The sequence below is a fragment of the Streptomyces spiralis genome (genome assembly GCF_014654675.1).
GTDB lineage: Bacteria > Actinomycetota > Actinomycetes > Streptomycetales > Streptomycetaceae > Streptomyces > Streptomyces spiralis.
This window is the reverse complement of record NZ_BNBC01000096.1, coordinates 1-11,378: the sequence shown is the minus strand read 5'-3', so window position 1 is coordinate 11,378 and position 11,378 is coordinate 1. Positions and strand designations below refer to the sequence as shown.

The window sequence follows — 11,378 nt, the reverse complement described above, 5'->3', positions numbered from 1 at the left end:
CCCGACGACCACCGCGCCGGCGCAGGCGGTGGCGACAGCGGGGCCGGACACCCACGTGTCCGGCCCCGCGACGTCCCACCGGACCAGCCCCGTCCCCCCCATCCGGTCATGCCTCGGCGAATGTGGCATGCCCACGCGTATCCGCGGACTGGACGCCATCGAGGGCCTCGGCCCGGTGGCGGTTCCGGGCAGGCCTGTATCGACTGGCAGCGCCATGTGAGCCCTGCTACACCAGAAAGACGGGAGGTGTGGCATGCCTCGTGATCTGGTCAAGGGGCTGACCGCGCTCCTTGCGGGAGTAGCAGTTCCGCTCGCCGTGTGTCTGCTCCTGCTGCCCGTCAGAGGGTCCCTGTCGGACACCAACGTGGTCCTGATCCTGATGCTGGTCGTCGCGGCGGTGGCATCCTTCCGCAACCGTGGCGCCGCGGTCCTCACGGCCCTGTCCGCCGCCGCGTCGTTCGTCTTCTTTTTCACCACTCCGTACGCAAGTTTCACCTACATAGACAACACGGCTGAGGTCATCACCGCCGGGTTGCTGCTCGTCGTCGGTCTTGTGGTCTCTCAACTGGCTCGCCGCTACAGCCGCGAGCGAACCGTCGCCGCCACCCTGCAGCGGAGCCTGCTGCCCCATGAGCTGCCGGACACCAGTGCCGTGCGGGCGGCCTGCCGCTACGTGCCGGCCGAGGCAGAGGTCGGCGGGGACTGGTTCGACGTGATTCCTCTCCCGGGCTTCCGCACCGCTCTGGTGGTCGGGGACGTGGTCGGCCACGGCCTGAGCTCCGCGGTCACCATGGGTCGACTGCGCACCGCGGTCCGCAATTTCTCCACCCTGGACATACCGCCCGACGAACTGCTGGCCCGCCTTGACGAGGTGGTCATTCAGATGGACGCGGAGGCGGGGGCAGATGAGGACGGGATCGTCGCGGCTACGTGTCTCTATGCGATCTACGACCCGGTCTCCCGTGGTTGCACGATGGCACGGGCCGGTCACTTTCCGCCGGCCATCGTCTACCCGGACGGCCGCGCGGAGATCCTCGACCTGCCCGCAGGCCCCCCGCTCGGTGTGGGCGGCCTGCGCTTCGAGGCCGTCGAGCGGCAGCTGCCGGAGGACACGCAGCTCGTGCTCTACACCGACGGCCTCATCCAGGACCGACACCGCGAAGTCGGGGCCGGTCTGAAGCTGCTGTGCGACGCGCTCTCCGGCGCGGGCCTCGCCCCGGAGGAGACCTGCGAGACGGTCCTGGAGACGGTGCTACCCGCCCGTCCGGTCGATGACGTCGCTCTCCTGGTCGCCCGCACCCGCGTGTTTCCGCGCGAGCGTGTCGCCGAATGGGACATCCCGGCCTCTCCCGCCGCGGTACCCACCCTGCGAGCCGAGGTGTCCGCGAAGCTGGCCGACTGGCACCTGGGGGAGGCGGCATTCGCCACCGAACTGATGCTCAGCGAGCTGGTCACCAACGCCATCCGCTACGGGGCACCGCCTGTCCACCTGCGACTTCTGCGCGAAACCAATCTGGTGATGGAGGTCAGCGACGGCAGTAGCACCTCCCCGCACCTGCGCTACGCAGCAGCCATGGACGAGGGCGGTCGCGGAATCTTCCTCGTCGCCCAGTTCGCCGAGCGGTGGGGAACCCGCTTCACCCCCACCGGGAAGACCGTCTGGGCCGAGCAGGCAGCCCCGTCGGTTCACGTCGCTCCCGTCCTGGCACCCGCTGTGTGACCGGGCGTGCACATCAGACATGTGCACCCTGCGAAGCGCTCCGCCGTCACATGCGCGACACGAGGCCGGCCTGAAGCCGTCCTGCACAGGCCGGCCGTCGCTACGGCAGGCCCAAGGGAAGCAGTGATACCACGCCGCTGTCGGCGGGCGGCCGATGCGGCGGCAGTGACTTGGTCGATCGCGGCCTGGTCAGGCGGTCCCCGGGAGCGGTGCGGGAATCCTGCCTGAGCAGCCGACCTGCCGCACGACGGCACGCCCCGGTGCGAAATACTCTACCGATGAGTTCACGCACTTCCCCGATCAGTCAGCCGATCACCATACGGAGGGCCGTTGCGCGGGATGCCAAGAGGCTCACACGGCTCGTGCGTGGCTCGGGCGCCTACGAGGGTAAGTACGCGGCCGCAGTCGCGGGCTACCGGGTCGGCCCTGATTACATCGAGGCCCACCGCGCCTACGTAGCAGTCGGCGCCGACGAGGACGGAGGCCGGGTCCTCGGGTTCTACTCGCTCGTCCTCGCTCCACCGGAGCTCGATCTGCTCTTCGTCGCCGACGAAGCGCAAGGACGGGGTATTGGACGACTGCTCGTCGCGCACATGCAATCCGAGGCCCGTGCCGCCGGGCTCGACCGTGTCATGGTCGTGTCGCACGTTCCCGCCGCGGACTTCTACCACCGCGTCGGTGCGGTACGGGTCGGGACGGCCCTCGCGAACCCGCCCGCCGTCCCGTGGGACCGTCCCGAATTCGAGTTTCGCATTCCTTCGGAATGACGCGGTGTGCCGGTTCGCAGGGCACCGGCTTCGCCTGCATGACGGCGCTCCGCCGTCCTGGCGAGCAGACCTGCAGCGGGTCGGTCGGCACTGTCCGGAGATCGCGAGGCCATCGCACTGGAACTCACCGTCGATCGGGAAGCGGTCGGCAAACGGTGGACGTATGAGGCTTGGGACGCCGTTCAGCGTGGGCGAGCACCGGGCCGGTCCCACCGAGGACTGCTGTACGGGAAGCGGGGACCGCCATTCGAGTGAGCCCTCTTCCTGATGTACCTGCGGTAGAAGCAGACGCACACTCCATGGAGAAAAACTGTCATGGCCGCAGTAGACATTCCGCCGTCACACGGTTAGCGTTGTCTACGTACCCCAGAAGTCGAAGTGGGCACAGCAGGCACGAACTGCTGTGCAGGTAGACCAGAAGGACACGGCCCCAGCGGGGCTGTGAGCAGCACCCGCGGTATCCGCGTAATCGAAAGGTAGGAGCAGGACGCCATCAGGATCGCCCGGGCGAGGAAGCAGTCCGCCCGGGTACCGCAAGGCCCCGGATTGGAAGGTGGTCCCCGGTCACGCATTCGCGATCCCCGCAACCCCGCCCTCCCAGGCGGCACCTGCGGAAAAAGAAGGCCGGCGCAGCGCGCGCCGGTAGATGGTGTTGAAAGCTCGGGGCCCGGGTGCCGTACTGGCACCCGGGCCCCCCGACGCGTCCCCGAAAGAAGAGGTATATGCCGCCTGCCGGTTCCCGTCCCCTCGACCCTCTCGACGATGACGACTACCCCGCCTACACCATGGGCCGGGCCGCCGAGATGCTCGGCACCACCCCTGCCTTCCTCCGTGCCCTCGGTGAACACCGCTTGATCACCCCGCTGCGCTCCGATGGCGGCCATCGCCGCTACTCCCGGTACCAGCTGCGCATCGCCGCCCGTGCCCGCGAACTCGTCGACCAGGGCACCGCCATAGAGGCCGCCTGCCGCATCGTCATCCTCGAAGACCAGCTCGAAGAGGCGCAGCGCATCAACGAGCAACTGCGCGCCGAGGGCGGCAAGCCGCAGCCGAAGACATCAGCCTGATCAGAACGCCCGGACCCTAGGCAACCGATGCACTGCCGACGGACGAGGCCGCTGAGGGACCGCACCGCCGTTTCGCAGCTCAGGCAGGCTCAACGCGTCAAGGGAGCGGCAACCGATAGGAGGTTGCCATGGGTGGCGGGAATCTGGAACCTGGGGCAGCCTCTGGCCGCCGCTGAGGCGGCACCGCCCGGGAAGTCCGTCGCGGGCGGGGGCCGCGGCCGGAACGGGGACGGTGCTGCCGGGCGATGGCTCAGGCGTCGATGATGACGGGGATGATGAGGGGCTTGCGGCGGTAGGTGCGGAACGCCCAGTTCGCCACGGCGCGGGCGAGGAGTTGTTCGAGTTGGCGCGCGTCCCCGACGCCTTCCTCGGCTGCGGTGGCCAGGGTCTTCTCGATGACGGGGATGACCGGCTCGAAGGTGGTGTCGTCGTGGACGAAGCCGCGGGCCAGGAAGTCGGGGGCCTCGGCGAGGGCGCCGGTGTCCGCGTCGACGATCGCCACCACCGTGACCACGCCTTCGGCGGCGAGGGTGAGGCGGTCCTTGAGGGACGCTTCGGTGGCGCCGCCGACTTCCATGCCGTCCACGTAGACGTTGCCGGCGGGGACCTTGCCGGTGATGGATGCGCGTCCGTCGATCAGGTCGACGACGACGCCGTCCTCGGCGATGACGACCCGGTCGGGGTCGACACCGGTACGGATGGCGAGGTCGGCGTTGGCCCGCAGGTGGCGCCATTCGCCGTGCACGGGCATGACGTTGCGGGGCTTGACGATGTTGTAGCAGTAGACGAGTTCGCCGGCGCTGGCATGCCCCGAGACGTGCACCTTGGCGTTGCCCTTGTGGACCACGTGGGCGCCCCACCGGGTGAGTCCGTTGATCACCCGGTAGATGGCGTTCTCGTTGCCGGGGATGAGGGAGCTGGCGAGCAGGACGGTGTCGCCCTTGCCGATGCGGATCATGTGGTCGCGGTTGGCCATCCGTGACAGCGCGGCCATCGGTTCGCCCTGGGACCCGGTGCACACCAGAGTGATCTTGTGGTCCGGGAGCTTCTCCAGCTCCTTCGTGCTCACGACCAGACCGGAGGGGACCTTCAGATAGCCCAGGTCACGGGCGATGCCCATGTTGCGGACCATCGACCGGCCGACGAAGGCGACCTTGCGGCCGTGCTGGTGCGCGGCGTCCAGGACCTGCTGGATGCGGTGTACGTGGCTGGCAAAGCTGGAGACGATGACCCGGCGCGGCGCGGTGCGCATCACCTGCTCGATCGCCGGGTTCAGCTCTCGCTCGGAGGTGGTGAAGCCGGGTACTTCGGCGTTGGTGGAGTCGGTGAGGAACAGGTCCACGCCCTCCTCGCCGAGGCGGGCGAAGGCGCGCAGATCGGTGATGCGGTCGTCGAGAGGGAACTGGTCCATCTTGAAGTCGCCGGTGTGCAGCACCATCCCGGCCCGGGTGCGGATCGCGACCGCGAGGCTGTCGGGGATGGAGTGGTTGACCGCCACGAACTCGCAGTCGAAGGGTCCGAGGCCGCGCCGGTCGCCTTCCCGGACCCGCACCGTGCGCGGCCGGATGCCGTGTTCCTTGAGCTTGGCCTCCAGGAACGCCAGCGTCAGCTTGGAGCCGACGACGGGAATGTCGGATCGCTCGCGCAGCAGGTACGGCACGCCGCCGATGTGGTCCTCGTGGCCGTGGGTGAGTACCACGGCCACGACGTCGTCCAGCCGGTCCCGGATCGAGGTGAAGTCCGGCAGGATCACGTCGACACCGGGCTGGGTCTCCTCCGGGAACAGCACGCCGCAGTCGACGATGAGCAGCTTGCCCGCGTGCTCGAAGACGGTCATGTTGCGGCCGATCTCACCCAGGCCGCCCAGGGCGATGACCCGCAGCCCTCCTTCGGGAAGGGGCGGGGCAGCTTTCAGCTCGGGGTGCGGATGACTCATACCCTGACGGTACCCGGAGAGCGGGACGGGTGATCCATTGCCTGTGCGGTCTCCTTTCCCCGACAGAGCCGGGCCACCCCGCAGCGGGTGCCCCGGCACGATCGGATACCGCCGGCGGCCGGAACGGGCAGTGGTGGCAGCGGTACCACCTTCGGTGGCGGCAAGTGGGCTGAGAGGGCCCCGAGGCAGCTTCCTTCGCCGGGCACACAGATGAATGGGGTCCGACAGCCGGCGGCGGGGAGGCCATGCCTCGCCGCCATGTGCAGAAGAAGGGCGCGAAACTGCTTGATCACCGTCGGCCGAGCCTCACGGGCGATCCGGCCCTTCATTTTGAGCCGGATGTCGGCGCGTTTCCGCTAGCGGCTTCCATGATGCCGTTATACCGTTGTGATCAGCAGTCGTGGTTCCGAAGTTCCGTTCGCCCGTGATCGCCATCGCGGGCGTTCTTGCTGTTCAGCGCCTCTCCGGACCAGGGCGATCACCTCCCGGTCGCGCAGGGTGCGTGCCCGGTTTCCCTCAAAGGAGACAGTCATGGCCAAGGGCACAGTGAAGTGGTTCAACAGCGAGAAGGGCTTCGGCTTCATCGAGCAGGAGGGCGGCGGCCCCGACGTCTTCGCCCACTACTCCAACATCGCCAGCCAGGGCTACCGCGAGCTGCAGGAGGGCCAGAAGGTCGAGTTCGACGTCACACAGGGCCAGAAGGGCCCGCAGGCGGAGAACATCCGCCCCGCCTGATCGCGCGCCTCGGTAAGGGCCCGGCATCCCAGCTTCGGGACGCCGGGCCCTTACCGTCTGCCGCAGTGGTCAGCGGGCCAGAGCCGATCGGTGTCGAGTTCCTGCTCTTCAACCCGCAGATGCACGTGAATCGACCACGGTTTGACCGACTTCATGGGCCCACGGGCGGAGCGGCCACGCGCTCGGGTGGTTCGGTTCCGTGCGAGTTGAAGTGCGCGCAGTACGGCCATCTCCGAGACTGCGGTGATCAGCACCGCGCGGCCTTCCGTTTCCAATGTGCTCAGTGAGGATCCGACTGGTCCTCGGTCAGTCGATGCCTTCGACGATGCGGAAGTCGCGCTCGACGCCGTCGGAGAGGGCGACCAGCGCCTCCTGGTAGGCCGCGCTCTCGTGCGCCGCGACGGCCTGCTCGAAGCTGTCGAACTCGATCAGGACGGTGCGCTCGGCGATTCCGGCGTCATGCGCCACGACCCGACCGCCACGGACGAGGACCCGACCGCCCCCGGCCTTGACGGCCGGAGCGGCCAGCTTGTTGTAGGCAGCCAGCTTCTCAGGGTCTGCAATGGTGCGGTAGACGCTGACCCAGTAGCCCTTGGGCATGGAACCTCCAGTGTGGGAACGAGTGCACTCGACTTACGGGTTGGTCTCGAACGAGCGTCGGCGGGCGAGAGCGAGGCTTGTCAGCGTCGTGATCGCCATGGCGCCGATGCCGACCAGCGCCGCGGTGGTGTAGGCGCTGTCGTCGGGGAAGAGGTGGCCGGGGCCGGTGTCCGCGGCGAGGATCAGGCCGCCGATGGCGCTGCCCAGGGAGTACCCGACGCTGCGGACTACGTAGTTGAAGCTCATGGCGCTCGACGTCTCGCTCTTGGGGGTGACGGCCAGGATGACGCCGGGCATCGCGGCCGAGAAGCCGCCGACGCCGAAGCCGAGCACGCCCATCGCCGCGAACAGTTCGGCCAGGTCCGACCGGGCCGCCGCGAAGAGGGCGAACCCGCCGCCGACCACGACGGCGCTGCCGGCCAGGAGCAGGGGGTCGGCGATCCGCGTCCGGACCCGCGGCGTGAGCTTGCCGGCGACGAACCCCAGCACCGAGAACGGGATGAGGACCAGCCCGGCGACGAAGGTCGTCAGCCCGAAGCCGTAGCCGGCGCCGTGCGGCGTCTGCGCGTACCGGGTGATGAGCGTGAGCAGGAGGTACATGCCGATCCCGCCGACGAACATGGCGAGGTTCGCCCCGGCGACCGCCGGGTGCCGCACCGCCCGCACATCGACCAGGGGCGTCGTGCTGCGCAGCTCGATGACGGCCCAGACGCAGAGCAGCACCACCGCGACGCCGGCGAGGCCCGCCGCCACGGCGAGGTGCCGGCTCCACAGATTCCGTTCGCCGGCGAGGAGCAGCACCAGGAGCAGCGCAGCGGCCAGGACGACCGCGCCTGCCACGTCCACGTGGGCGGAGCGGCCTTCGGGGGCTTCGGGCATGGAGCGCCACGCGGTCAGGAGGGCGGCGGCGGTGACGACCAGGCCGAGGCCGTAGGCGGCCCGTACCCCGCCGAGCTCGGCGAGCAGTGCGGCCAGCGGGTAGCCGACGCCGGCCCCGATGATCGAGACCACCGAGATCAGGGCGATCACGGCCGCGCTGCGCTCCTCGGGGAGGTGGTCCCGGGCCACGCCCATCATCAGCGCCGTCAGCCCGAGCCCGGCGCCCTGGGCCGCCCTGCCGGCCAGCAGCCACGCGAACGGCAGCGGCAGCACGGTGAGCGCGCTGCCGGCGACGACGACCGCCAGCGTTGCGAGGATCGTGGCCCGCCGGTGCGGGCCGGCTCCGAGCCGGCCCAGGACCGGCGTGGCGACGGCGCCGCTGAGCAGTGCCACGGTCAGCGTCCACTGCGCGCTGCCGAGCGAGACGTGGAACGAGGTCGCCACGCTGGTGATGAGCGGCGTCCCGAGGCTGGCGACCGCCGCCACGACCAGAGCGATGAACATCAGGGCGGGGACCAGCAGCCGCGCCTCGGAACGCGCCACCGGGAACGCCTTCACCGCGGCCCCGCCGACCGGCTGCCCGGTCACTGCTTCGGCCCTTCGCGGTCCTGGCTTTCGAGCTCTGCCAGATGCTTCAGCGCCGGAAGGGCCGCCACCAGCGCCTCGACCTCGTCGCCGGTGAGCTCGCCGATCAGCCGCTCGAACGCGTGGACGCCTGCCTGGCGCCGCGTCCGGACATAGGAGGCGCCGGCCTCGGTCAGGCACACCAGCGTGACCCGCTTGTCGGACGCGTCGCCCCGCCGCTCGACCAGGCCGGACTCCTCCATCACCCGGACCAGGGCGGTCATCGCGGGCTGGGTGACGCCCTCGACCGCGGCCAGATCGGTGATGCGCCGCGGGCCGGTCCGGTCCAGGGTGGCCAGGGTGGCGGCGGACGTCAGGCTCATGTCCCGGGGCAGGCGTCTCGCGGCCCTGGTGGCCAGGCCGTAGAGGGCTGCCCCGATCGCGGCGGACGCGCCAGGAGCGGTGTCTTGACGACTCATGCTCGAAGCATAGCCTTTTTATATTCATGGTTTATGGAAATGCTCGACCGGTGCGGGCGGCCTCGACCGCTGGGAGCCGGTGACGTCGCGGTGCGCTGCCGCATCGACTTCACGTACGCCCTCGGCCTGGAGCTGGAAGACCCCGGCTTCCACCACAGCGTCCTGTCCGACTTCCGCGACCGGCTCGCCGTCGGCGACCGCGCCGACCGGCTGCTGGCCCTCGCGCTCACCCGGCCCCTCGTCGCGCTGGTGCACCTGCACCGCCACGACACCCTCGCCCGGATCGCGGCCGGCTTCGGTATATCCGTCGGCACCGCCCACGCCTACGTCACCACCGTCACGCGTCGACGGCAGCCGCGCTGATTACTCCGCCAAGCACCGTCGCTACGGCGTGAACGTCCAGGTCGTAACCGATCCGATCGGCGAGGTTCTGTGGATCTAGCCCGCGCTACCGGGTCGCACCCACGATCTGACCGCGGCCCGCACCCACAAGATCATCCGGTCTGCGAACGCCAGGGTGTCCCCGTCCTCGCCGGCCGCGCCTTCGTGAGGAAGTTCGGTGAGCGCCGGGCCCGGGCGAGCTGAGGCAGTCGGCTCGTTCAGCGCCTGGGTCACGCCGGCTTGCCAAGGGCGCCTTCGGCGTCGCTCATGAGGGGGAGGAGGCCGGCATGGCCAGGTAATCGCCGTGCTGCAGGTCTTCGAGCAGCGTGGGGTGGGTAGGTGACCAGCCGAGCAGCTCCTGGGTGTACGAACTGGAGGCAGGCCCGTCGTGGCCGTAGGCGGTGGCCATGAACGGGCTTACGAAGTGCGTGGCAGCCTCGTCGGGGGTGAGTGAAACCGTGGGCAGCCCGAGACCCCGGGCGATGGTTTCTGCGATGCTCTTCAGGGTGACGCCGCTTTCGGCTACTCCGTGCAGCACGCTGCCCGCAGGTGCCTTCTCCAGTGCCAGGCGGAACAGGACCGCTGCGTCGAGCCGGTGCACCGCAGGCCATCGGTTGGTGCCGTCGCCGATGTAGGCCGACACACCGGTCTTTCGCGCGGTGGCGATGAGCATGGGGATGAAACCGTGGTCTTCGCGACCGTGGACGGTGGGAGCGAGGCGGACCACGCTCGCGCGCACTCCTCCGGCGGCGAAGCGTAGGCACGCTCGCTCACCGGCGATGCGGAAGGCGGCGAGCCCGGCCGTGTCGGGCTCGTCCTTCTCGGTGGTCTCCCGGCCGGCGGGCATGACCAGGGTGCCCGAGGTGACGACGAGCGGCTTGCCTGTGTGTTCCAGCGGCCGGCCGAGCGTCTCGATCGCGGTTCGGTCGCGCCGCATCATGTCGTCGAGGTCGGAGAAGTCGCCGCCGTAGGCCATGTGCAGGACGCCGTCGGCGGCTGCTGCGCCGCTGTGCAGACTGTCGAGGTCGTCGAGGGAGCCGTGGTGTGGTGTGGCCCCCAGGGACTCCAGCCGGGCAGCGGCGGTACCCGAGCGCGCCAGACCGGTGACAGTGTGGCCGCGTGCAACGAGTTCGGCGACGACTGCGGGGCCGGTCTGGCCGGAACCGCCGGTGACAAAGACATGCATGAAACACCCTCCCGCTTAACGCCAGTGACTGGCACTACGCGTGCCAGTCGCTGACCCTAGGTAGTGTCAGTGACTGGCGTCAAGTAGCGCCAGTCACTGACACATGCGGTATCCTGGGTGGGTGCCACGGAGCGGAGCAGAAGCGCGTCGCCGCCTTCAGCAGGCGGCCCTGGAGCTGTACCAGGAACGAGGGTTCGATCAGACCACCACGGCGGAGATCGCCGCGCGCGCCGGCGTCAACGAGCGAACGTTCTTCCGGCACTTCCCCGACAAGCGCGAGGTGCTCTTCGACGGCGAAGCCGATCTGCGCGCCGCGCTGATGGAGGCGGTGGCCGATGCGCCCGACGGTCTGAAACCGCTCGAGACGCTGCTCAGCGCCTTCCGAAAAGCTGGACGGATCCTTGAGGAAAACCGCCCGTTCTCCGAACCACGATTGGCGATCATCGCGGTGACGCCGGCACTTCGCGAACGCGACTTGGCCAAGGCCGCGTCGCTCACTGAAGCCGTAGCGCAGGCGCTGCGGCAGCGCGGTGTCGCGGACCGGCTGGCCGGCCTGGCTGCTCAGACCGGCTGGGCCGCCTTTCACCACGCGGCCCAAGACTGGATCGATGACCCCTCACAGAGCTTGGACGCGCACCTCCTCCGAGCCTTCGACGATCTGCGCACCCTCTCCGCGACCGCGTCACATGATCGGCCGGACAGGTCCTAGCCAGGCGAGGTGTCGCTGCGCCCCACGCGCAGGTGATGTCCCGAACTGCCTTCGGGCGAGCACGAAGTGACCGCGCTCGACATCAACAGCGCCTACCTGTCGGCCCTCAAGACCCGCCTCCCGATCGGCCGGCTGGAACACTCCGCCGGAAACCACCACGACCGCCGGCGTGCCGGCGTCCACCTGATCACCCCGCCCGACTGGGAACACGACGCCTGCCTGCCCAACCCGATCGGCAGCCGTGACGAGCCCGGCCCGCTGTGGGTGACCGAGCCGATCCTGCGCCTGCTGCTGCGTCTGGCGGGCCCGAAGTACGCCCTGTGCGACCCCCCGCAGATCCACGAGTCCTGGACGT

10 protein-coding genes and 2 pseudogenes are annotated in these 11,378 nt (G+C 69.5%); 7 read left to right on the top strand and 5 right to left on the bottom strand.

Annotated features, from left to right (window positions below):
• Positions 1-253 precede the first annotated feature (253 nt).
• From IE318_RS43450 to IE318_RS43440, 3 genes are all read left to right on the top strand, one after another.
• Positions 254-1,720: an ATP-binding SpoIIE family protein phosphatase gene (locus IE318_RS43450; protein WP_189908348.1), complete on the top strand. Its 1,467-nt coding sequence runs from the start codon at positions 254-256 to the stop codon at positions 1,718-1,720.
• A gap of 278 nt (positions 1,721-1,998) precedes the next feature.
• Positions 1,999-2,487, top strand: a complete 489-nt coding sequence (locus IE318_RS43445) for a GNAT family N-acetyltransferase (RefSeq protein ID WP_189908347.1) — start codon at positions 1,999-2,001, stop codon at positions 2,485-2,487.
• 722 nt (positions 2,488-3,209) lie between these two features.
• Complete coding sequence (locus IE318_RS43440; protein WP_030186238.1) at positions 3,210-3,554, top strand: MerR family transcriptional regulator; 345 nt, start codon at positions 3,210-3,212, stop codon at positions 3,552-3,554.
• Positions 3,555-3,804: 250 nt separating this feature from the next.
• Here the strand turns inward: IE318_RS43440 and IE318_RS43435 are convergent, their stop codons facing one another.
• Positions 3,805-5,490, bottom strand: coding sequence for a ribonuclease J (locus IE318_RS43435; RefSeq protein ID WP_189908346.1), 1,686 nt, complete (start codon positions 5,488-5,490; stop codon positions 3,805-3,807).
• Positions 5,491-6,021: 531 nt separating this feature from the next.
• Here IE318_RS43435 and IE318_RS43430 point away from each other — a divergent pair.
• Positions 6,022-6,225 carry a cold-shock protein gene (locus IE318_RS43430; protein WP_014670069.1) on the top strand — a complete coding sequence of 68 codons (204 nt, stop codon included), beginning with the start codon at positions 6,022-6,024 and terminating at the stop codon, positions 6,223-6,225.
• A gap of 306 nt (positions 6,226-6,531) precedes the next feature.
• Here the strand turns inward: IE318_RS43430 and IE318_RS43425 are convergent, their stop codons facing one another.
• Genes IE318_RS43425 through IE318_RS43415 form a run of 3 tightly spaced genes read right to left on the bottom strand, consistent with a single transcriptional unit; the run spans position 6,532 to position 8,651 of the window.
• Complete coding sequence (locus IE318_RS43425) at positions 6,532-6,825, bottom strand: DUF1330 domain-containing protein (protein ID WP_030176758.1); 294 nt, start codon at positions 6,823-6,825, stop codon at positions 6,532-6,534.
• A 33-nt stretch (positions 6,826-6,858) separates the two neighbouring features.
• The gene (locus IE318_RS43420) at positions 6,859-8,292 is read right to left on the bottom strand and encodes an MFS transporter (protein ID WP_189908345.1); all 1,434 of its coding nucleotides are present in this window, start codon (positions 8,290-8,292) and stop codon (positions 6,859-6,861) included.
• Positions 8,289-8,651, bottom strand: coding sequence for a MarR family winged helix-turn-helix transcriptional regulator (locus IE318_RS43415; RefSeq protein ID WP_014173936.1), 363 nt, complete (start codon positions 8,649-8,651; stop codon positions 8,289-8,291). The genes IE318_RS43420 and IE318_RS43415 overlap by 4 nt, the downstream gene beginning before the upstream one ends.
• 327 nt (positions 8,652-8,978) lie before the next feature.
• On the opposite strand from IE318_RS43415, the pseudogene IE318_RS43405 reads away from it, so the two are divergent.
• Positions 8,979-9,293: pseudogene (locus IE318_RS43405) on the top strand (transposase family protein); the annotation flags it as partial.
• Positions 9,294-9,393: 100 nt separating this feature from the next.
• On the opposite strand, the gene IE318_RS43400 reads toward IE318_RS43405, so the two are convergent.
• Entirely contained in the window at positions 9,394-10,314 is a 921-nt protein-coding gene (locus IE318_RS43400; RefSeq protein ID WP_189908344.1) for an SDR family oxidoreductase, read from the bottom strand.
• Positions 10,315-10,435: 121 nt separating this feature from the next.
• Between IE318_RS43400 and IE318_RS43395 the strand changes: the two genes are divergently transcribed.
• Both IE318_RS43395 and IE318_RS43390 read left to right on the top strand, forming a co-directional pair.
• Positions 10,436-11,023 carry a TetR family transcriptional regulator gene (locus IE318_RS43395; protein ID WP_189908343.1) on the top strand — a complete coding sequence of 196 codons (588 nt, stop codon included), beginning with the start codon at positions 10,436-10,438 and terminating at the stop codon, positions 11,021-11,023.
• Between the two features lie 39 nt (positions 11,024-11,062).
• Positions 11,063-11,378: pseudogene (locus IE318_RS43390) on the top strand (transcriptional regulator); the annotation flags it as partial.

Bases quoted from the DNA above. Each gene is read 5' to 3' on its own strand.
- IE318_RS43440 (WP_030186238.1), top strand. From the start codon at position 3,210: ATGCCGCCTGCCGGTTCCCGTCCCCTCGACCCTCTCGACGATGACGAC.
- IE318_RS43430 (WP_014670069.1), top strand. From the start codon at position 6,022: ATGGCCAAGGGCACAGTGAAGTGGTTCAACAGCGAGAAGGGCTTCGGC.
- IE318_RS43400 (WP_189908344.1), bottom strand. From the start codon at position 10,314: ATGCATGTCTTTGTCACCGGCGGTTCCGGCCAGACCGGCCCCGCAGTC.
- IE318_RS43445 (WP_189908347.1), top strand. From the start codon at position 1,999: ATGAGTTCACGCACTTCCCCGATCAGTCAGCCGATCACCATACGGAGG.
- IE318_RS43450 (WP_189908348.1), top strand. From the start codon at position 254: ATGCCTCGTGATCTGGTCAAGGGGCTGACCGCGCTCCTTGCGGGAGTA.
- IE318_RS43415 (WP_014173936.1), bottom strand. From the start codon at position 8,651: ATGAGCCTGACGTCCGCCGCCACCCTGGCCACCCTGGACCGGACCGGC.
- IE318_RS43425 (WP_030176758.1), bottom strand. From the start codon at position 6,825: ATGCCCAAGGGCTACTGGGTCAGCGTCTACCGCACCATTGCAGACCCT.
- IE318_RS43435 (WP_189908346.1), bottom strand. From the start codon at position 5,490: ATGAGTCATCCGCACCCCGAGCTGAAAGCTGCCCCGCCCCTTCCCGAA.